Source organism: Sphingobium lactosutens, assembly GCF_013393185.1.
Classification (GTDB): domain Bacteria; phylum Pseudomonadota; class Alphaproteobacteria; order Sphingomonadales; family Sphingomonadaceae; genus Sphingobium; species Sphingobium lactosutens_A.
This window is the reverse complement of record NZ_QJQX01000074.1, coordinates 13,925-33,447: the sequence shown is the minus strand read 5'-3', so window position 1 is coordinate 33,447 and position 19,523 is coordinate 13,925. Positions and strand designations below refer to the sequence as shown.

The 19,523-nt window shown below is 62.6% G+C and carries 20 protein-coding genes and 1 pseudogene; 6 read left to right on the top strand and 15 right to left on the bottom strand.

Features of this window, described 5'->3' with window-relative positions; all coding sequences use genetic code 11:
• Positions 1–47 precede the first annotated feature (47 nt).
• The 7 genes from DM806_RS20435 to DM806_RS20405 form a co-directional block, all read right to left on the bottom strand.
• On the bottom strand, positions 48–1,250 hold the full coding sequence (locus DM806_RS20435) for a type III PLP-dependent enzyme (protein WP_179045004.1): 1,203 nt from the start codon (positions 1,248–1,250) through the stop codon (positions 48–50).
• 147 nt (positions 1,251–1,397) lie between these two features.
• Positions 1,398–2,570, bottom strand: coding sequence for a carboxynorspermidine decarboxylase (locus DM806_RS20430; RefSeq protein WP_179045003.1), 1,173 nt, complete (start codon positions 2,568–2,570; stop codon positions 1,398–1,400).
• 7 nt (positions 2,571–2,577) lie between these two features.
• Positions 2,578–3,669, bottom strand: a complete 1,092-nt coding sequence (locus DM806_RS20425; RefSeq protein ID WP_179045002.1) for an alpha/beta fold hydrolase — start codon at positions 3,667–3,669, stop codon at positions 2,578–2,580.
• Between the two features lie 123 nt (positions 3,670–3,792).
• Positions 3,793–4,998: a saccharopine dehydrogenase family protein gene (locus DM806_RS20420; protein WP_179045001.1), complete on the bottom strand. Its 1,206-nt coding sequence runs from the start codon at positions 4,996–4,998 to the stop codon at positions 3,793–3,795.
• An 81-nt stretch (positions 4,999–5,079) separates the two neighbouring features.
• Positions 5,080–5,427: a GFA family protein gene (locus DM806_RS20415; protein ID WP_179045000.1), complete on the bottom strand. Its 348-nt coding sequence runs from the start codon at positions 5,425–5,427 to the stop codon at positions 5,080–5,082.
• Between the two features lie 29 nt (positions 5,428–5,456).
• Positions 5,457–7,040, bottom strand: coding sequence for a cisplatin damage response ATP-dependent DNA ligase (locus DM806_RS20410; RefSeq protein ID WP_179044999.1), 1,584 nt, complete (start codon positions 7,038–7,040; stop codon positions 5,457–5,459).
• Between the two features lie 94 nt (positions 7,041–7,134).
• A complete protein-coding gene (locus tag DM806_RS20405) occupies positions 7,135–8,130 on the bottom strand; it encodes a ligase-associated DNA damage response exonuclease (RefSeq protein WP_179045011.1) in 996 nt (331 codons plus the stop codon).
• Positions 8,131–8,260: 130 nt separating this feature from the next.
• Here DM806_RS20405 and DM806_RS20400 point away from each other — a divergent pair, with 130 nt between their 5' ends.
• Both DM806_RS20400 and DM806_RS20395 read left to right on the top strand, forming a co-directional pair.
• Entirely contained in the window at positions 8,261–9,493 is a 1,233-nt protein-coding gene (locus DM806_RS20400; RefSeq protein WP_179044998.1) for a DUF3419 family protein, read from the top strand.
• Positions 9,490–10,134 (top strand): class I SAM-dependent methyltransferase, encoded by a 645-nt coding sequence (locus DM806_RS20395; protein ID WP_179044997.1) that lies wholly within the window; start codon positions 9,490–9,492, stop codon positions 10,132–10,134. The genes DM806_RS20400 and DM806_RS20395 overlap by 4 nt, the downstream gene beginning before the upstream one ends.
• Positions 10,135–10,277: 143 nt before the next feature.
• On the opposite strand, the gene DM806_RS20390 is transcribed toward DM806_RS20395, so the two are convergent.
• The 4 genes from DM806_RS20390 to murI form a co-directional block, all read right to left on the bottom strand.
• Positions 10,278–11,339, bottom strand: coding sequence for a class I SAM-dependent methyltransferase (locus DM806_RS20390; RefSeq protein WP_179044996.1), 1,062 nt, complete (start codon positions 11,337–11,339; stop codon positions 10,278–10,280).
• Between the two features lie 257 nt (positions 11,340–11,596).
• Positions 11,597–12,067 carry an SF0329 family protein gene (locus DM806_RS28045; RefSeq protein ID WP_444860959.1) on the bottom strand — a complete coding sequence of 157 codons (471 nt, stop codon included), beginning with the start codon at positions 12,065–12,067 and terminating at the stop codon, positions 11,597–11,599.
• 1 nt (position 12,068) lies between these two features.
• Positions 12,069–13,295 carry a 5-aminolevulinate synthase gene (gene hemA, locus DM806_RS20380; RefSeq protein WP_179044994.1) on the bottom strand — a complete coding sequence of 409 codons (1,227 nt, stop codon included), beginning with the start codon at positions 13,293–13,295 and terminating at the stop codon, positions 12,069–12,071.
• A 355-nt stretch (positions 13,296–13,650) separates the two neighbouring features.
• A complete protein-coding gene (gene murI / locus DM806_RS20375; protein ID WP_179045010.1) occupies positions 13,651–14,454 on the bottom strand; it encodes a glutamate racemase in 804 nt (267 codons plus the stop codon).
• A gap of 99 nt (positions 14,455–14,553) precedes the next feature.
• Here murI and DM806_RS20370 point away from each other — a divergent pair, with 99 nt between their 5' ends.
• The 3 genes and pseudogenes from DM806_RS20370 to dprA all read left to right on the top strand — a co-directional run.
• A complete protein-coding gene (locus DM806_RS20370; protein ID WP_179044993.1) occupies positions 14,554–15,096 on the top strand; it encodes a sugar O-acetyltransferase in 543 nt (180 codons plus the stop codon).
• Positions 15,097–15,167: 71 nt separating this feature from the next.
• Complete coding sequence (gene plsY, locus DM806_RS20365; RefSeq protein WP_179044992.1) at positions 15,168–15,779, top strand: glycerol-3-phosphate 1-O-acyltransferase PlsY; 612 nt, start codon at positions 15,168–15,170, stop codon at positions 15,777–15,779.
• Positions 15,776–16,576, top strand: a pseudogene (gene dprA, locus DM806_RS20360) (DNA-processing protein DprA); the annotation flags it as partial. The gene plsY and the pseudogene dprA, both read left to right, overlap by 4 nt.
• Before the next feature lie 325 nt (positions 16,577–16,901).
• Here the strand turns inward: dprA and DM806_RS27865 are convergent.
• The 4 genes from DM806_RS27865 to DM806_RS20345 are packed head-to-tail and all read right to left on the bottom strand — an operon-like array spanning position 16,902 to position 18,956.
• A complete protein-coding gene (locus DM806_RS27865) occupies positions 16,902–17,093 on the bottom strand; it encodes a DUF6771 family protein (RefSeq protein WP_217674887.1) in 192 nt (63 codons plus the stop codon).
• Between the two features lie 40 nt (positions 17,094–17,133).
• Complete coding sequence (locus DM806_RS20355) at positions 17,134–17,844, bottom strand: hypothetical protein (RefSeq protein WP_179044991.1); 711 nt, start codon at positions 17,842–17,844, stop codon at positions 17,134–17,136.
• Between the two features lie 43 nt (positions 17,845–17,887).
• A complete protein-coding gene (locus DM806_RS20350) occupies positions 17,888–18,154 on the bottom strand; it encodes a hypothetical protein (protein ID WP_179044990.1) in 267 nt (88 codons plus the stop codon).
• Positions 18,155–18,188: 34 nt separating this feature from the next.
• A complete protein-coding gene (locus DM806_RS20345) occupies positions 18,189–18,956 on the bottom strand; it encodes a hypothetical protein (protein ID WP_179044989.1) in 768 nt (255 codons plus the stop codon).
• A 98-nt stretch (positions 18,957–19,054) separates the two neighbouring features.
• Here DM806_RS20345 and DM806_RS20340 point away from each other — a divergent pair, with 98 nt between their 5' ends.
• Positions 19,055–19,513 carry a D-Ala-D-Ala carboxypeptidase family metallohydrolase gene (locus DM806_RS20340; RefSeq protein WP_179044988.1) on the top strand — a complete coding sequence of 153 codons (459 nt, stop codon included), beginning with the start codon at positions 19,055–19,057 and terminating at the stop codon, positions 19,511–19,513.
• Positions 19,514–19,523: the final 10 nt, after the last annotated feature.

Genomic DNA, 19,523 nt, shown 5'->3' with positions numbered 1-19,523 from the left:
GCGGCGAGGGACGTTTATCCTCTCCAGCTGGGAAGCTGGAAGCGGGCCTAGCCCAGCTTGATGACGGTTGCGCGACGGCGCGGCGCGACGGTTTCGGCGTAGAGGCTGGCCATCGGCTCATCCGACACTTCGATCGTTGATTCTGACGTGAAGCCGTTAAAGCCGGTGCGCATCGCCGCGCCATAGGCGCCGAGCATCCCGATCTCGATATAGTCGCCGACCTTCACGTCCGCGGGGAGCATGAAGGGGCCGACCATATGGTCCATGTCGTCGCAAGTCGGGCCGTAGAAGGAAAAGGCGGTCAGTTCCTCCTCGCTCTCCTCCTCGCGCAGCAGGGCGACGGGGAAGCGCCAGCCGATATGCGCGGCGTCGAACAGCGCGCCATAGGCGCCGTCGTTGATGTAAAGTTCGGTCCCGCGGCGACGTTCGACGCGCACGATGATCGAGCTATACTCCGCCGACAGCGCACGGCCCGGTTCGCACCACAGTTCAGCCGAATAGCTGATCGGCAGGCTTTCGAAACCGCGATGGATGGCGTCGAAATAATTTTCGAGCGCGACCGGCTCCATGCCCGGATAGATGGACGGGAAGCCGCCGCCGACATCGATGATGTCGACCGTGACGGCTGCGTCCACGATTGCGGCGCGCACGCGCTCGATCGCGTCGCTATAGGCCTGGGGGCTCATCGCCTGGCTGCCGACATGGAAGCAGATGCCAAGGGCATCGGCCGCCTGACGGGTCGCCATCAGCAGTTCGCGGGTTTCGCCCAGTTCCGCGCCGAACTTCGACGCAAGGCTGAGTTCCGAATGTTCGGACGAGACGCGCAGACGCACGCACAGCTCCAGATCGGTCGCACCTCGGCAAGCGCGCATGATCTTTTCCAGCTCGTCGATCGTGTCGAGCGAGAAGGTGCGCACGCCATGGACATGGTAAGCTTCCGCGATCGCTTCCTCGGCCTTGACCGGGTGCATGAAGCAGAGCTTCGCCTGACCTTCCGCATCAGCCAGCGCGTCAGCCACCAGGCGCACTTCCGCGATCGAGGCCACGTCGAAATGCGTGATGCCCGATGCGAAGAGCGTGCGGATCAGATCAGGAGACGGATTCGCCTTGACCGCATAGAGAGAGCGGCCCGGAAACTTCTCGGTAAAGAAGCGGGCGGCCCGCGCTGCGGCTGCGGGACGAATCAGCGTTACCGGTGCTGCCGGTGTGAGGGCGGTCGCTACCCCCAGCGCGCTATGATGCTTGTGCAACTCAAGGGACCTCCAGTGTAGTTCAGGGCGAAAAGCTGCCTTGCGGTGGAAGTCCCATGGGGCAGCGGACGGTCGATATATGCGGAGGGGTCCCCCCTGTAAAGCGCATGTGAAAATTTTGTTGCGCCGTCCGCTACGAAACGTGCGTCACGAGAGACGAGCCTTGAAGTCGTCATAGGAAAATGACCGGATTTCCGTAAGTTGATCCGTATCGCTGTTCCACAGCCAGATGGCCGGCAAGGGGACGCCGTTGAAGGTGTTGGTCTTCACCATAGAATAATGGGCCTGGTCGAGGAAGGCGATCCGTGCGCCGGGTTCCGCGCCGCCGGGGACTCGATAGTCGCCGATGATGTCGCCCGCGAGGCAGGAAGGGCCACCGAGTCGAGTGACGGGGCCATCGGCCTGCTCATGCAGCATGGCGGGGCGATAGGGCGCCTCGATCACGTCGGGCATGTGGCAGGTGGCGCTGATATCGGTGATCGCGACGGGCATGCCATTGTCGATCACGTCGAGGATTTCGCCGACAAGGATGCCTGCGTCGAGCGCCATCGCCTCGCCCGGCTCGATATAGAGTTCAAGGCCGGTCTGCGTCTTGATCCGTTGCAGGAAGGCGATGAGGTCGTCGATCTGGTAATCGGCACGGGTTACATGATGGCCGCCGCCAAAATTCAACCATTTAAGGCCGGCGACATGCGGCATGACATAGGGTTCGATCGCCGCCCATGTGCGCTCCAGCGGCAGGAAATCCTGTTCGCAGAGATTGTGGACATGGAGGCCATCGACGCCCTCCAGATGTTCGGCTCGCAGCTGGTCGATCGGGAAGCCGAGGCGGCTGTGCGGCTGCGACGGGTCATATTTCGGCACTTCCCCTTCGGGATTGAGGGGGTTGAGGCGCAGGCCGATGTCGAAGACGCGGCCTTCGGCACGGGCGGCGTCGATCACGGGCTTCATCCGTGCGATCTGGCCGGGGCTGTTGAAGATGACATGGTCGGAAATCTTGAGGATTTCGGCCAGATCGTCGGGCTTGTAGGCGGCGCAATAGGTCGCGACCTCGCCCTTATACTCCTCGCGGCCAAGGCGCGCTTCATAGATGCCCGACGCACAGACGCCGTCCAGATATTCGCCGATCACGCCGCCCAGCGACCACATGGAAAAGGCCTTTAGCGCACCCAGCACCTTGATGCCCGCGCGATCGCCAATGTCGCGCAGGACCGTCAGGTTGCGGCGGATTGCGGCCTCGTCAACGACGAAGGCGGGCGAGGGAACGCGATACAGGTCGAAGCGGGCGAAAGCGGCGGGATCGCCGGCCTTGGTTTCCATGAAATAGTTACTCCTGATCCGCCAGCGGGCGGACGTCGTTGATGAGCGCCTTGAGAACCAGTCCCGGTTCCTCGACCATCGGCATATGGGCTGAATGCTCGAACCAGATGGTTTTCTTGGCGGGGGCTTTCAACCGGTCCATCCACTGCGCGGCGAGCGGCGACGGCACGGTATAGTCTGTGCGGCCGAGCAGCATGATGACCGGCAGCTTCATTTCGCGGATCTTGGCGAAGCTGACATCGGCGAGGCGCGGCCACAGGGTGGTGGTCGAAAATTCGCTGCCTGCGCCCCACGCCTTGCGGTCTTCGGGCGTATAGTCGGGCGAGAGGCGCGGCGTCTGGAAATAGAGCGTCGGGTCGGGCCGGTCGGCCATCAGCGATCCATAGCCGATGGCATATTTGCGCCAGCCGTCAGCCTTGGCGATGGTGAAGGGGCCGCTGTCGGGATAGGGGGCGAGTGCCTTTATCGCCTTTACCGCTTCGGCATTGCCGGCCTTCTTCGCCTGCGCGATGGTCCAGTCCATGCCCATGCGCTCGCCGGCGCGGAAGTCGATCGCCTGGCCCATGCCGACATAGGCGTAGAGAAGGTCGGGCCGTTTGATCGCGACCGACAGGCCGACCGCAGACCCCCAGCTATGGCCGAGCAGGAAGACCTTGCGCTTGCCATAGCGGGCCTTGAGATAGTCGATCAGTTCGATCGCATCGTCGCGATAGCGATCCAGCGTCATGGTGGGCGCGATCGCCTTGGGATCGTTCAGCGCATAGCTTTTGCCCGCGCCGCGCTGGTCCCACTGAACGACGGTGAAGACATCCTCCCATGGCCGCTGGAACGACCAGGCGAAGGGCATTTCCACCGCGCCGGGGCCGCCATGGACGTAGATGAGGATCGGGTTGGCCCGGTCGGCGCCGCGCACATTGATCGCCTGCCGCGCGCCGCCCAGCGTGACGACCAGATTTTCCTGCACGCCGTTTGGCGTGACGATCCGGTTGATGTCGGCGACGATCTCCTTTGCCATGGCGTAGGGATCGGCGGGCTGCTGCGCCGTGGCGGCTGAAGCAAATAGTGAAAGGGCCAGAACGGCGCCCATAAGGTTTCGCATTCCGGCCAACTCCGTCATCCCCGTGCAGGCGGGGATCCATCTCCTGCCCCATCTCCAGATGTGAGGCCTGGAGATGGGTTCCCGCTTCCGCGGGAATGACGAGGTTTCAGATACAACCGCCGCTTAGAAATCCAGCGGTGCGTCCAGTTCCTTCACCTGCCAGGGCAGGCCATGCTTGTTCAGCATGTCCATGAAGGGATCGGGATCGAACTGCTCGATGTTGAACACGCCTTCTCCCTTCCAGGCGCCGGTCAGCATCATGGCGGCGCCGATCATCGCGGGCACGCCGGTGGTGTAGCTGACCGCCTGGTTGCCGGTTTCGGCATAGGCGTCCTCATGGTCGCAGACCTGATAGATGTAGACGGTCTTGTCCTGACCGTCCTTCTGGCCGGTGGCGATGTCGCCGATGTTGGTCTTGCCCTTGGTGGTGGAACCCAGGCTCGACGGTTCGGGCAAAACCGCCTTCAGGAACTGGAGCGGAATGATTTCCTGGCCATTGTAGATGACCGGATCGATCCGGGTCATGCCGACATTCTGCAGCACTTCGAGATGCTTGAGGTACGCGTCGCCGAAAGTCATCCAGAAGCGGATGCGCTTGATTTCCGGATAGTGGGTCGCGAGCGATTCCAGTTCCTCATGATACATGAGGTACATGTTCTTTTCGCCCACTTGGTCGAAGTCGAACACCTGCTTGTGGCTGAGCGCCGGGCCTTCGACCCATTCGCCGTTCAGCCAGTGACGCGACGGGGCGGTCACTTCGCGGATGTTGATTTCCGGGTTGAAGTTGGTGGCGAAATGCTGGCCATGGTCGCCGCCATTGCAGTCGAGAATGTCGAGCGTGTCGATCTGGTCGAGCAGATGCTTCTTGATGTAGCTGGCGAAGACGCTGGTGACGCCGGGGTCGAAGCCCGAACCCAGCAGCGCCATGATGCCGGCTTCCTTGAAGCGGTCCTGATACGCCCACTGCCAGCTATATTCGAATTTCGCGGTGTCGCGCGGTTCGTAGTTCGCGGTGTCGAGATAGTCGGTCCTGGTCGCGAGGCAGGCGTCCATGATCGCCAGATCCTGATAGGGAAGGGCCAGGTTGACGACCAGCTTGGGTTGGACTTTCTCGATGAGGGCGATCGTCTCTTCGACATTGTCGGCGTCGACCTGCGCCACGTCGATGGTCACGCCGGTGCGGGCCTTCACCGATTCGGCGACTTTTTCGCAGCTGATGATGCGACGGCTGGCGAGCGTGATATGGCTGAAAATATCAGGATTCATCGCCATCTTGTGAACCGCGACAGAACCCACGCCGCCCGCGCCAATGACCAGAACCTTGCTCAATTCAACTGCTCCATAGCTGTGCCGCGCCCGACGCGCGAAAGCGCCCATATAGGGACGTCGCGTGACAGCGCAAAGTCAGACTTAGAAACTGGCGCCGTCCACCTTGTTGATCGTCAGCGCATCGATATCGACCGATGGCACGCAGCGCAGATTGATCGCGCGCATTTCTCCCTGCGGCGATTTGCCCTTGGCGAAGGCTTCCGTGCCGCAGGTTTTGCAGAATTGATGCGTGATATTGTGCTTGTAGAAGAGATAGTCGGTAAGCTGGTCTTCGCCACTTTCCAGGGTGAACTGGTCCACCGGCACGAAGGTCAGGACGAAGCCCTTGCGGCTGCAATGGGAGCAGTTGCAGGTCATTGCTTCGGTCGGCGCGTCGGCATTGACGCTGAATGTCACCGCGCCGCAGTGGCAGCTTCCTTCATAGGCCATATCCGTTCTCCCTTTGATCATATCATGCGTCAGCTCACCAGCTTGCGCAATCCCGCCACCGTATCCGCCTCCTGCGCCGGCTTGTCCTTGCGTATGCGCGCGATCCGGGGAAAGCGCATCGCCAGCCCCGACTTATGCCGCTTGCTGTCATGGATGCTGTCGAACGCAACTTCCAGCACCAGCGTTTTCTCCACCTCCCGCACCGGGCCGAAGCGGTTGACGGTATTGCCCCGCACGAAGCGGTCGAGCCATTTCAGCTCCTCGTCGGTGAAGCCGCTATAGGCCTTGCCCACGGGCAGCAGTTCGCCGTCCTCGGTCCAGCAGCCGAATGTGTAGTCGGAATAGAAGGAGGAGCGTTTGCCGTGGCCGCGCTGGGCGTACATCATGACGCAGTCGGCGGTTAGCGGATCGCGCTTCCATTTATACCAGAGCGCGGCCTTGCGCCCGGCGACGTAGGGGCTGTCGCGGCGCTTGAGCATGACCCCTTCGATCGCGGCGTCGCGGGCGCCGGCGCGGATGTCGGCAAGCGCCTCGAAGTCGGGCGCATCGATGACGGCCGAGAGGTCGAAACGGTCGGCGGGAAGCTGCGCCATATAGGCTTCCAGCCGGGCGCGGCGCTGTTCCCAAGGGAGGGCGCGCAGATCGTCATCGCCCTCGATCAGCAGGTCGTAGAGGCGGACGAAGGCGGGATAATCGTCCATCATCTTCGCCGTGACGGCCTTGCGCCCGAGCCGTTGTTGCAGGGCGTTGAAGCTGGCGGCCTCTCCACCCTGAAATTCGCCCCGCACCAGCAGTTCGCCGTCCAGCACGGCATGGCCGGTGAAGGCCTGCGCGATTTCGGGGAAGCTGCCGCTGATATCGTCGCCCGCCCGGCTGTAGAGGCGCGTTTCCTTGCCCGTTCCGACGATCTGGATGCGGATGCCGTCCCATTTCCATTCGGCGGCATAGTCGGTGAGGTCGACGCTGTCGGCCTCCAGCGGATGGGCGAGCATGAAGGGGCGGAAATAGGGCGTGCCTTCGGGATCGGGACGGCCGCTGCGGCCTTCGGCCCAGTCGAACAGGGCTGTGTAGGGTGGGGCGAGGGCGTGCCAGACCTGTTCCACATCGTCGACGTCGAGGCCGAAAGCCTGGGCGAAGCCAGTCTTGGCGAGGCGGGCGGAGATGCCGACGCGCAAGCCCCCCGTGGCAAGTTTCAGCAGAGCGAAGCGGCCGGAGGAATCGAGATGATCCATCATCTGCGCCAGCGCGTCCGGCGCGGCGGCGCGGCTGATAGCGTGCAGGCGGTCGATGACGGCGGACAGGCTGAGCGAGCCGTCGTCCAGTTCGGCGGGCTGGTCTTCGCGCTTAGGCCAGAGCAGGGCGACAGTTTCGGCGAGGTCGCCGACATAGTCGCGGCTCATTTCGTAGAGGACCGGATCGGTGCGGGCGCGGATCATCTCCCCGATGGCGGAGGATTTGACGGCCTTGAGATCGAGATTGCCGGTCAGCGCGGCGAGCGCCCAGCCCCGGTCGGGATCGGGCGCGTCGCGCATATAGGCGGCGATCAGGTCGAGCTTGCCGTTGCGCGAACGGGTGTAGATGAGGCCGTCGAGGAGTTGGGAGAATTGCCTCATAGCATCCCTCCCGTTCGGTTCGAGCCTGTCGAGAACCATCGCGCTAAGGTTCTCGACAGGCTCGAACCGAACGGAGGGGAGGTGCTGGATCGCATCACCCCTCATCCTCATCATCTTCGCGGCCGACCAGCGCCAGCGCGCGGGCGCGGATCTGGTGGGTCATGCACCAGTGGAGCAGGGCTTCCTCCCGGCCATGGGTGATCCATGTTTCGGTCGGCGCGACCTCGCGGATCGTGTCGGTCAACTCGTCCCAGTCGGCATGGTCGGAAATGACCAGCGGCAGTTCGACATTCTTCTGCCGCGCGCGCTGGCGCACCCGCATCCAGCCGGACGCCATGGCAGTGATGGGATCGGGCAGGCGGCGGCTCCAGCGGTCGTTGAGGGCGGATGGCGGCGACAGGACGATAGCTCCGCGCATGTCCTTGGTGGGCACCCCCGTCGCCGGACGCAGTTCGCCCATGTCGATGCCGAAATCCGCATAGAGGGCGCACATCCGCTCCAGCGCGCCATGGATATAGATGGGATCATGATGGCCGCGCGCCCGCAATTCGCAGATGACGCGCTGCGCCTTGCCCAGCGCATAGGCGCCGACCAGCACGCAGCGGTCCGGATGGGCATGGAGCGCGGCGAGCAGCCGGTCCATCTCGCTGCCCGTGTCGGGGTGGCGGAACACCGGCAGCCCGAAGGTCGCCTCCGTCACGAAAATGTCGCAGGGGACCGGCTCGAACGGCTTGCAGGTGGGGTCGGGGCGGCGCTTGTAATCGCCGGTGACGACCACGCGCTCGCCGGCATGTTCCAGCACGATCTGCGCCGATCCCAGCACATGGCCGGCAGGGACATAGCGGATCGTCACGCCGCCCATTCGCGCCTCTTCGCCATAGCCGACCGCCGTGCCGCTGGCGGTGCCGTAACGCAACGCCATGATCGCCAAAGTCTCGCGCGTCGCCCAGACATGGCCATGGCCGCCGCGCGCATGGTCGGCATGGCCGTGCGTCACCAGCGCGCGCTCCTGCGGCAGCGACGGGTCGATCCACGCATCGGCGGGGCGGACATAGATGCCGGTAGGGTGCGGTTCGATCCAGTGGGCCATCAAGTGCAGAAGATGGGAGAGGGCGTCATGGTTCCGCAAGAGGAGTCATCGCCGCGTAACCCGTGCGTCATGCGGCCGACATGCCATTGCCCTATCGGCGCGGGAACGACCCGGCAGCGAGGAGTGCGCCATGGCAGTAACAGCCAGTGATATCGGCCACAAGAAAATCACCAATGCGGTGCACCGCCACCGCCACCTGTCGAAACAGGGATTGCTTGAGCGCGCCTTCACCTTCGCTTTTCGAGGCCTGGTCTATGCCCAGATCTGGGAAGATCCGGCGGTGGACATGGAAGCGCTGGCGATCACGCCCGACAGCCATGTGGTGACGATCGCGTCGGGTGGCTGCAACGTGCTCTCCTACCTGACCGCCGACCCCGCGAAGATCACGGCGGTCGACCTAAACACCGCGCATATCGCGCTCAACAAGCTGAAGCTGATGGCGGCGCGCAAGCTGCCCGATCATGCCGCCTTCCACCGCTTTTTCGCGCAGGCCGATAACAAGGCGAATGTCGCCGCCTATAGGAGCGTGGTCGCGCCGCATCTGGACGAGGCGACCCGCCGCTACTGGGAAGGACGCGACATGATCGGCCGCCGCCGCATCGGCGGTTTCGCGCGCGGCATCTACAAGCATGGGCTGCTCGGCCGCTTTATCGGCGCGGCGCATCTGCTGGCGCGGGTGCATGGCGTAAACCCCAAGCGGATGCTGGACGCGCAGAGCCGCGAGGAGCAGGTCGAGATTTTCGAGCGTGAACTGGCGCCGATCTTCGACAAGGGCTTCGTGCGCTGGCTGACCAGCCAGCCTGCCTCGCTCTTCGGCCTCGGCATCCCGCCCGCGCAGTTCGAGGCGCTGGCGGGCGACGACCGGATGGACACTGTGCTGAAGGCGCGGCTCAAGAAGCTGGCCTGCGACTTCGACCTCAAGGACAATTATTTCGCGGTGCAGGCTTTCGGGCGTGGTTATGCCGGGGGTGAGGGGCCGCTGCCGCCCTATCTCCAGGCGGCGAACCATGAGGCGGTGCGCGCGCGGGCCGAGCGGGTCGATGTGCGGCATATCAATTTCACCGACTTTCTTGCCAGCCAGCCGGATGCGTCGTGCGACCGCTATATCCTGCTCGACGCGCAGGACTGGATGGACGATGAGCAACTGAACGCGATCTGGGCGCAGATCACACGGACAGCAAAGCCCGGCGCACGCGTGCTGTTCCGCACCGCGGGCGAACCCAGCATATTGCCGGGGCGGGTGGTCGATGCCGTGCTGAACCGCTGGGACTATCGGGCGGAAGAGTCGCTCGATTATACGGCGCGCGACCGCTCGGCCATCTATGGCGGGGTCCATCTCTATGTGCTGAAGGATGTGCTGTGAGCGGCCATAGCCAGTTGATGGATGGGGTATACCGCTATCAACGGCATATCTACGACCTCACGCGCAAATATTATCTGCTGGGACGGGACGGGCTGATCGCCGATCTCGATCCGCCGGCGGGCGGCGCGGTGCTGGAGATTGGCTGCGGCACCGGGCGCAACCTGATCGCAGTGGGCAAGGCCTGGCCGCAGGCGCGGCTCTATGGCGTCGACATCAGCGAGGCGATGCTGGAGACAGCGCGCGCGTCGGTGACGAAGGCGGGCGTGGGCGATCGGGTGACGCTGGCGCAGGGTGATGCGTGCGGTTTCGATGCGCAGGCGTTGTTCGGCCGCGCGAGGTTCGAGCGGGTGTTCATCAGCTATGCGCTGTCGATGATCCCCGAATGGGAAATGGCGCTGCGCCAAGCGGCGCGCTGCGTGGCGCCGGGCGGCAAGCTGGAGATTGTCGACTTCGGCCAGCAGGACGAACTGCCGGCGCTATGGCGGCGGGCGCTGTTCGGCTGGCTGGGGCGCTTCCATGTGTCGCCGCGCCATGACCTGAAACCTGCGATCGAGCGGCTGGCGCAGGATATGGGCGGATTCCCGCACAGCCGGACGCTCTATCGCGGCTATGCCGTTCGGGGCGGGCTGATCCGCGTCTGATGTTGTAGGGAAATGCGCGCTTAACTTCGCACATTTCCCGCAAATTTTGATATTTCCTGATAAATGTTGGAAATATTATTACGCAATGGGCGCAAGAGCCGGCCCTCTTTTAGCAGAGCAATGCCCTGTAGGACAGGCGGTCCTCATCGCGCCTCCAGCACCATGTTGAATGGCCCATCCGCCGCGCGCCGGACATGGGCGAAGCCGCCATCGCGGATCACTTCGGCCAGCTTCGGTTCCCCGGCCTGCGCGCCGAGGCCTTCGCCGACCTCCTGATCGAGCGAGGTCGGCACGCAGATCATGGTCGAGGCGTTATAGTAAAGCCGTCCGACCGGATTGAGATTATCCTCCGGCCGGTTGCCGGCCATCGGCTCCACGATCATCCAGCAGCCGTCCGGAGCGAGGATTTCGCGCATGTGCTTCGCGCAGCCGCGCGGGTCGCCCATGTCGTGCAGGCAGTCATACATGGTGACGAGGTCGAAATCGCGGCCGGGAACCTCCTTGGCGGTCGCGACCTCGAACTGCACCCGGTCGGCAAGGCCGTGCGCCAGTGCATGGCGGCGGGCTTCCTCGATGGAAGGGGCGTGGAAATCATAGCCGGTGAACTGGCTCTGCGGATAGGCCTGCGCCATCAGTAGTGTGGAGAAGCCGACGCCGCAGCCTATGTCCGCAACCCTGATGCCCGCGTGCAGCTTCGCTTCGACCCCGTCCAGCGCAGGTATCCATGTCTGGACGATATGATTGACATAGCCGGGGCGGAAGAAGGCGCCGGTCGCGCAGAAGAGACAGCCGGCATGGTCGCCCCAGCGGACGCCGGTGCCGTTGCGGAAACATTCCTCCACCTTGGGTTCGGCCTCGACCATGGCCGCGACCATTTCATAGGCGGCGACCAGATAGACCGGGCTGTCGGCATGGTGGAACACCATCGCCTGCTCGGGCGATAGGCTGAACTCCCTGCTGGCCGGATCGAAACCGACATAGCCGTTGGCCGCCTGCGCCATCGCCCATTCGCGGACATAGCGTTCATGCAGCCCGCCCGCGCGCTGCGCCAGTTCGGCGGAGGTCGCCGGCCCGGTCGCCAGCGCATCGAACAGGCCCAGCCGGACGCCCAGCCGCACCGTGGGCACGCTCATCGCGCCGCCCAGGTCGCCCAGCATCTTGCCCACAAAGGCGTTAAGTTTCGCTTCGTCGATCGGTGCGGCCATGGCTGCGCTCCTCCCGCTGGAGCAGATTCCGATCCGATTGCATCGGCTCGGCTGCTCCAGTCGTTTATTTTACCGCGTTTTCCAAGTCAGCAGGTGTTTCCACCTGCTTGGAAAACGCTCTAGACGCCCGACTCTGCGCCCGGGCGAGTGCGGCGGGATTATAGCAGCCTGGCCCCTGCGCTGCGCGTGTGGGAACGGGGTTTTGGGATTAGGCCTTTAGGCCGGATGAGGCGTTTTTCTCCGGCTTTATAGCACATTCACGCCACCGCGTGCTGGACACGTCCTTGCGCTTTGCGACGGGTATCCAGAATATGCGCAGCCAGTCGGTGGAGTTTGCTTGCGTCGATCTGCGCCAGTCGGCGTTTTCCTATCCGACCGTCCGCCATCGCCAGCGACTGGATCAGGGGATCTTCGTCCTGCATCGCCTGCTCGATGGACAGTGCATGCACGAAATCCCAGCAGGCATGATAGGCATCCTGCCTGCTCAATTCTCCGAAGTCGGCAAATTGATGTCGATACATGGGATTGCGTCTGGGCGATCCGGTCTCATGCCCATCCGCAATATAATTGGCGCGCGTACAGAAATTGGCGATGACTTCACCGTCGAAAGTCATCCAGGCATGACCGCAACTGCAATTGCCATAGCGGGTACTATGGATATCCAGTCGCCCGCGCAGTTCAGGCGCGAAACGCTCAAGGACAAGTGATCGTAACCCGCTCCAGCGCATCCTACGCCGCCTGACGCTCCGCCTTTTCCAGTTCCAGGCGGTCCCAGATTTCCACCAGCGCCGACACCAGGTCGCGCATCATCTCTTCGGTGTGGGCCGGGCCGGGGGTGAAGCGCAGGCGCTCCGTGCCGCGGGGGACGGTGGGATAGTTGATCGGCTGCACATAGGCGCCATATTCGGCCAGCAGGATATCGCTGATCCGCTTCGCTTTGACCGGGTCGCCGACCATCAGCGGCACGATATGCGTGACCGACGGCATGACCGGCAGGCCGGCTTCGGCCATCAGGCGCTTGAGCAGGGCAGCGGACGCCTGCTGGCCTTCGCGTTCCTCGCTCGATCCCTTCAAATGGCGCACGCTGGCCAGTACGCCTGCGACCAGCACGGGCGAAAGCGAGGTGGTGAAGATGAAGCCAGGCGCATAGCTGCGGATCACGTCGATGATCATCTGGTCGGCGGCAATATAGCCGCCCATGACGCCGAACGCCTTGCCCAGCGTGCCTTCGATGATGGTAATGCGGCCGGCGACCTCGTCCCGTTCCGAAATGCCGCCGCCGCGCGCGCCGTACATGCCGACGGCATGAACTTCATCGCAATAGGTGAGGGCGTTATGTTCGTCGGCCAGGTCGCAGATCGCCGCGATCGGGGCGATGTCACCGTCCATCGAATAGACGCTTTCGAACGCGATCAACTTGGGCGCGTCGGGATCTTCGGCGGCGAGCAGTTCGCGCAGATGGTCGACGTCGTTGTGGCGGAAGACGCGCTTCTCACAGCCCGAATTGCGGATGCCCGCGATCATCGAGGCGTGGTTCAGTTCATCGGAGAAGATGATGCAGCCCGGCAGCAGCTTGGCGAGGGTGGAGAGCGTCGCTTCGTTCGAGACATAGCCCGAGGTGAAGAGCAGGGCGCCTTCCTTGCCGTGCAGGTCGGCCAGTTCGCCTTCCAGATCGACATGATAATGGGTGTTGCCGCCGATATTGCGGGTGCCGCCCGAACCGGCGCCGACATCATGGAGCGCTTCTTCCATGGCGGCGACGACCTTGGGATGCTGGCCCATGGCGAGATAGTCGTTCGAGCACCAGACGGTGATGGGCTTGGGGCCGTTATGGCCGTGGAAGCAGCGGGCGTTGGGGAATGCCCCCTTGTTGCGCAGGATGTCGATGAACACGCGATAGCGGCCTTCGCTGTGGAGCCGGTCGATCGCCTGCGAAAAGATATGTTTGTAGTTCACTACGCCTGTCTTCCCGTTTCTTCGCGCGCTGATTTTTGTCGCTGCGCCATCCTCTTGCCCGATGACGCATTTACCTGCGCGGGCCCGCCATTACCAGCGATAACCGCTCGCAACGCCAGTGCGGTGGATTTGAAATACGCCATGTCATGGCAGCCAGGTGGGGAGCGTATTTCAAATCCATAAACCGCGCTGGAATCATATATTTGCTAGTGACCCTGATAAACCTGAAGTTCGTTCACCGCCTGCCAACATTATGACGAACTTCAGGTTCGGGTCACTAGCGAGAAATACCTATCACTCTGATAGAAAGGATTGGCCATTGGACAAATGGCCCATGCCTTTCAAAACATGGTCTTCACAGCGCTTCGATCTGCGTCAGGCCATAGGTGGCGAGCGCGGGACGCAGCGCTTCCTGGCTCTCATCGACGCGGGTGAAGACGGCGGTGCCGGGCGACGGCGCGTCAGGCCATGCCTGACCCTGTGTCAGATACAATATCCGCCTGGCGATGCCTTCGCCGCCATGGACGAAGCCCATCGGGTGCGGCGCGGCGGCGGCAAGTTCCTGTTCGACCAGAGGGAAATGGGTGCAGGCAAGGACAACCATGTCCATCCGATCGCCGCCCGGCTGGTCGATGAGGCCTGCGAGCGCGTCGCGGGCGATGGCGGGGTCAAGCGGCTCGCCGCGCAGCTTCGCCTCGGCCAGTTGAACCAGCGCGGCCGAGCCGTGGCGCAGCACGGTGCAGTCCGCGCCATGTTCGGCGGCAAGCCGGTCGACATAGGGCTGGCGCACGGTGGCGTCGGTGCCGAGCACGCCGAAGACGCGGCTTTTGGAGAGCAGGGCGGCGGGCTTGATCGCCGGGACGGTGCCGACCACCGGAATGTCGAGCGCGGCGCGTACATGCTGGAGCGCGATGGTCGAGGCCGTGTTGCAGGCGATGACCGCAAGGCGGGGGCGGTAGCGCTCCACCAGCCGGCCGAGCAGGGTGGGCACGCGCGCGGCGATTTCCGTCTCGCTCTTGGTGCCATAGGGGAAGCCGGCGCTGTCGGCGGCATAGACGATGGGCGCGGTCGGCAGCGCCGCGCGGGCCGGCGCCAGAATGGACAATCCCCCCACGCCGGAATCGAAGAAGAGGATGGGAGCGTCTGGTGCGACCGTCATGCGCGCCTGTGTCGCGGCATGGGGCGGGAGTGTCAACGGCTGCCGCTTGCAAAGCGGCCTCTCGACTGCCACCTCGCCTGCCCGATGGAGGAGCCGAAGATGACCGAACGCAGCATGAAGCAGAAGATGATCGCGGGCGAACCCTATCATGCGAGCGACCCTGAGATTATTGCCGATCAGCTGGCGGCGGCGGAATGGATGCGGCGTTTCAATGCGACCCTGCCGCCCGAGCGGGAAGCGCTGCTGCGCGAGCGGCTGGGCGCGCTGGGCGCGGCGGCGACCATCCGGCCGCCCTTCCACTGCGACTATGGCTTCAATATCTTTCTGGGCGCTGGCGTGTTCCTGAACTTCAATTGCGTGATATTGGACGTGGTGGAAGTGCGCATTGGCGACGGAACGCAGATCGGGACGGGCGTTCAGTTATTGACCGCCGACCATCCGCGCGATCCGGCCGAGCGTGCCACCGGCATCGAATGGGGCAGGCCGATCCGTATCGGTTGCAATGTCTGGATCGGCGGCGGCGCGATCATCCTGCCCGGCGTGACCATTGGCGACGATGCGCTGATCGGCGCGGGCAGCGTGGTGACGCGCGACGTGCCAGCGGGCGCGACCGTGGTCGGCAATCCGGCCCGGGTGCGTTAGACGCCGCATAACCCCATTGCCGCGCGCGCCTGTCACGCTATGGTCGCGCGCAAATTATACTGGCGAATTTCATGACACCTCCCTGGCTTCTTCCCGCTTTCCTTCTGGTGCTGGGCTATCTGCTCGGCTCCATCCCCTTCGGCCTGATCCTGACCCGTGTCACCGGCGCGGGCGACCTGCGCAAGATCGGGTCGGGCAATATCGGTGCGACCAATGTGCTGCGCACCGGGCGCAAGGGGCTGGCGGCGGCGACATTGCTGCTCGACCTGCTGAAGGGTGCGGCGGCGGTGCTGATCGGTGCCGCGCTGGTCGAAGGCGGCGGGCCGATGGCAGGAGCGATGGCCTTCATCGGCCATTGCTATCCGGTGTGGCTGCGCTTTGCCGGGGGCAAGGGCGTGGCGACGATGATGGGCGTGGTGACGGCGCTATATTGGCCCGCCGGGATCGTCTTTGCGGTCGTGTGGCTGGGCGCGCTGTTCGGGATGAAATGGTCGTCGGTCGGCGGCATGTCGGCGGCGGTCAGCGCGCCGATCGCCATGTGGGCGTTCGGGCGGATCGACCTGGTGCCGGTCAGCCTCGCGCTTGCGCTGATCGTGCTGTGGCGGCATCGTGTCAATATCGCCCGGCTGATGAAGGGTGAGGAACCCAAGGTCGGCAAGTCCAAGAGCGTGTCGCCTGAATGAGCGAGCGGGAGCGGTTCGACAGGCTGCGGCTCATCCGCTCTCCCCGGATCGGTCCGGTCAGCTATCGGCAATTGCTCGCCCGGTTCGGGACGGCGGGAGAGGCGCTGCGCGCCATTCCCGATCTCGCCGCGCGCGGTGGCGGCAAGGCGAGCGTCGCTGATGCCGGAGTGGTGGAGCGGGAAATTGCAGCCTCGCGGGCGCTGGGCGCGCGCTACCTGCTTATGGGGGATGCCGATTATCCTGCGCTGCTCGACCAGATGGAGGGCGCGCCGCCCGCGCTGATCGCGCGGGGCGATGTGACGCTGGCGGCGAGGCCCTGTGTCGCGATGGTCGGGGCGCGCAATGCCTCTGCGGCGGCGTGCCGCTTTGCGCGAACCCTTGCGCAGGAGCTGGGACAGCGCGGCGCGGTCGTCGTGTCGGGGCTGGCGCGGGGCATCGATACGGAGGCGCATCGCGGATCGATCGAAAGCGGGACGATCGGCGTGATCGCCAGCGGTATCGACGTCGTGTTTCCGCCTGAGAACAAGGATTTGCAGGAGCAGGTCGCGAGCCAAGGCTTGCTCGTCACCGAGCATCCGCCCGGCGTCCAGCCGCTCGCCCGCCATTTCCCGGCGCGCAACCGGATCATTGCCGGGCTGGCGCTCGGCACGGTGGTGGTGGAGGCGGCACCCAAGTCCGGATCGCTCATCACCGCGCGGCTGGCGGGCGAGGCGGGGCGCGAGGTGATGGCGGTGCCGGGATCGCCGCTCGACCCGCGCGCGCAGGGATGCAATTCGCTGATGCAAGCGTCAACAGTTGCACAGCCTACAATACATTGATTTTATTGATTAATTCCTGAGACGCCGGATTAAGCGTTTCCACTGATCCTCGCTGCTCATCCAGTCCGGGTTATCTGGTCTGCGAGGCGAGGGAGCAAATCGTTCAGGATGACCCCTACAGCGCGAGCAGCGCAGATGCGCTCCGACTGTTTCCATTGTGGTGTTCCAACAATGGGCGAGGAACCAACGGTTGAGTTTATCGGCATCGAGAACTCCTGAGTGACCGCATTTGCAGATTATAAAAAGGTTGGCTTGTCGCCGAGCGTAGTCGCCCAAATTGCGCAGCGTCGGGTTTGCCCCCACGTCAAAGCGGGAAGGTCATCTGGCGCGCATCAGGCATCGGCTGTTGCTTGTCCCAAGCCGCAAGTATGCTCTGCGCCAGTTCAAGCGCGGCATTTTCTCGCAGGCGCTCGTTCGGTGCAGTCAGTGCCACTCTTGCCCAACCGGGCGCGTGAAGAAGGCTCTGCGCGAGCCAGAGGGAATCAGGCTGGTTCATGAGAACGATATAAGGAACAGAACGGGAACAAGACAAGAGGCTAATCGGTCTGATCGGTCCTTAGCGTCTCTGTCGTGGGTCCAGAAAATGCGATAGTGTCCACAAATTGCTCGATATGCTCGCGGCTTAAAACAACCCTAGCTTCCCAATTTGGCTTCGGATTATCCGGCTTTAGCAGCACCCAGAACAGGTCAGGCCTCACGGCGTAGAGCCTTTGACCCCAAACCGGATTGTTATGTTTTAGGAGATTTACCAACAGGTGCAGTTCCTCCAACCGAGGTGCGATGGGATAGCCGATGGCCTGCACCCGCTTCACCAGCTTGGAGTGTTCCAACTTGTCTTTGCCGATCCACCGCAAAGCATTGCGTTCCCAGTAGTGGTAGATGGTAATCGCGAACGCTTTCCGTAGAACGCGAGCAGCATCGTTTGCGTCCCGAATGTGCATCTCCAGAAGATCTGAATGCGTATAGATGAGGTGGCCGTCCTCGTCCCGTTCCTCGATTGGTTCGGCACCATCGTCGATCGACCGCTCGTAGTCGGCAGCTTCAGCCTCAGCTTTCTTATATTGCTGATCGAGCGCATCATGGGCAGCGTTGAAGCTGACCAAGATGTTCGACACACCATCTTGATAAACCACGCCGTCGAGATTGAATGTGAACTTCACCATGCAGGCCTTCCCATTTGAAGCCTGTCCATAGCAGATGCGGAAACAGCCGCCAGAATGGGAAAACCCGGCGACCTTCTGGGCCACCGGGTTTCCAACGTTATCCGACCCTTTCGCGAGGTCGCAGTATTTATGCGTCAGTCGCTTCCTTATCGGCAGCGCGGGCCTTCTCGACCAGTGCCTTCGCCTCTTCGAGCAGGGCGACGACCTTATCCAGCGCCGGGTCGATGTTGACAGTCACGAACTCTTCGCGCTTGGTCGTCAGGTTATACACCTTGTCGAGCATGATCGCGGCTTCGCCAATCGCCTTGTCGGCCTCGAAAAAATAGTTGGGCTTGCCCTTCTGGTTCTCGCCTTCGGGAATGCGGTAAATCTCTTTGTTCGCGTCGGTGGACATATTTGCCTCTCCTTGATCCGTTTTGTTCTACTTATCAGCCCAGCTTCACACCGATGGATGCCAGCAATTCGTCAGCGGTCCTCTGTGCAGTCTCGACCGGCGTTGCGGTCCATTCAAACAAGCCATCGTGGCTGGTGATGACTGGCGGCACCAAGTGAGCCACCGCCTTTGGGCCACCGGCACAGAAGTGCTTGGAATTGATGTGCTGGTAGAGGTTCTTCGTTTCCTTGATCTTCGCGTTCGGCGAAATCACCGCACCCTCGAATGTTTCGATCACGCAGTCTTTGTCCACATGGGCCAGATGGGTCATTGAGGAATAGCCATCGACGGCGCGCCAGTGGTTCAATTCAAATGCAAACACGGTCGCCAAGCGAGCATATTGGCCCTGATTAATCGCTTCGGTGAGGGGAAGGATGATCGCGACCGTGGTAGCGCCATAGCGGTCGCTGCTATCGAAGACGCAATGCGCGTAGCCCAGCCTTTCGGCGGCCTCATGCAATTCCCTACGCTTTTGTGGTCGATCTTTGGTGTAGTATTCTAGCTTGATGGTTCGTGTCTCGACCCAATTTGCTTTCTCGTTCTCGCTCCCCTTTTTGCTGGAGTAGCGACCGAAGCCCCATGCCTTTGGTTCGTTGGGGTAGTCCTTCATCAAGCCGACTGCGCCGAATAGGTATCCCGCAATGTCGTAGGTCTTGCCGCCGTTGTCGTGATGTGAAGTCGGGTTCCAGTCTGCAAGATAGCTATCGACTAGGCTGTATCCATCACGAGTGACGTCGAAGCGGGTTAGGTATTGTTGTATCATGTTGCTCTCCTAAAAGCGGTTTGCAGCAGTTTTCTGCTGTCAATATATTTACGCAAAAAGCATCAAAACCGGCTTCATAAGGAAAGCAGCGTTACGGCGTGGATGGTGGAGAGAAGTCGATAACTATCGGCATGACAAAGCTCTCGCAATACTTCTCGCTGGCCGAAATGACTGTAACGTCCACCGGCCTGAACAACACACCTAACACTCAGCAGCTTGCCATTCTGACAGGCACGGCACAGGCCATGGATGCAGTCAGAAAGCTGCTAGGAAGCCCAATCCGCGTGAATAGCGGGTTCCGTAGCGCAGCGGTTAATCGCAAAGTTGGTGGTTCTCCAACGTCTGCCCATGCGCTGGGTTACGCTGTTGATTTTGTCTGCCCTGCGTTCGGCGATCCCATGGCGATCTGCAGAGCTATCGTCGCGTCGGGCATCAAGTTCGATCAGCTAATCATGGAAAGAAACCAGTGGGTTCATATTAGCTTCGATCCGCGTATGCGCGGTCAGGTTTTGTCCTGGTGGGGCGGTGCATACAAGTCGGGCCTTGTAGGCAAGTAAGGCATAAATA

What these genes read in the sequence shown, in the direction of transcription:
- DM806_RS20430 (WP_179045003.1), bottom strand. Translation starts at nt 2,570, where the DNA reads ATGGAAACCAAGGCCGGCGATCCCGCCGCTTTCGCCCGCTTCGACCTG.
- DM806_RS20425 (WP_179045002.1), bottom strand. Translation starts at nt 3,669, where the DNA reads ATGCGAAACCTTATGGGCGCCGTTCTGGCCCTTTCACTATTTGCTTCA.
- DM806_RS20415 (WP_179045000.1), bottom strand. Translation starts at nt 5,427, where the DNA reads ATGGCCTATGAAGGAAGCTGCCACTGCGGCGCGGTGACATTCAGCGTC.
- DM806_RS20410 (WP_179044999.1), bottom strand. Translation starts at nt 7,040, where the DNA reads ATGAGGCAATTCTCCCAACTCCTCGACGGCCTCATCTACACCCGTTCG.
- DM806_RS20405 (WP_179045011.1), bottom strand. Translation starts at nt 8,130, where the DNA reads ATGGCCCACTGGATCGAACCGCACCCTACCGGCATCTATGTCCGCCCC.
- DM806_RS20400 (WP_179044998.1), top strand. Translation starts at nt 8,261, where the DNA reads ATGGCAGTAACAGCCAGTGATATCGGCCACAAGAAAATCACCAATGCG.
- DM806_RS20390 (WP_179044996.1), bottom strand. Translation starts at nt 11,339, where the DNA reads ATGGCCGCACCGATCGACGAAGCGAAACTTAACGCCTTTGTGGGCAAG.
- DM806_RS28045 (WP_444860959.1), bottom strand. Translation starts at nt 12,067, where the DNA reads ATGCGCTGGAGCGGGTTACGATCACTTGTCCTTGAGCGTTTCGCGCCT.
- murI (WP_179045010.1), bottom strand. Translation starts at nt 14,454, where the DNA reads ATGACGGTCGCACCAGACGCTCCCATCCTCTTCTTCGATTCCGGCGTG.
- DM806_RS20370 (WP_179044993.1), top strand. Translation starts at nt 14,554, where the DNA reads ATGACCGAACGCAGCATGAAGCAGAAGATGATCGCGGGCGAACCCTAT.
- plsY (WP_179044992.1), top strand. Translation starts at nt 15,168, where the DNA reads ATGACACCTCCCTGGCTTCTTCCCGCTTTCCTTCTGGTGCTGGGCTAT.
- DM806_RS27865 (WP_217674887.1), bottom strand. Translation starts at nt 17,093, where the DNA reads ATGAACCAGCCTGATTCCCTCTGGCTCGCGCAGAGCCTTCTTCACGCG.
- DM806_RS20350 (WP_179044990.1), bottom strand. Translation starts at nt 18,154, where the DNA reads ATGTCCACCGACGCGAACAAAGAGATTTACCGCATTCCCGAAGGCGAG.
- DM806_RS20345 (WP_179044989.1), bottom strand. Translation starts at nt 18,956, where the DNA reads ATGATACAACAATACCTAACCCGCTTCGACGTCACTCGTGATGGATAC.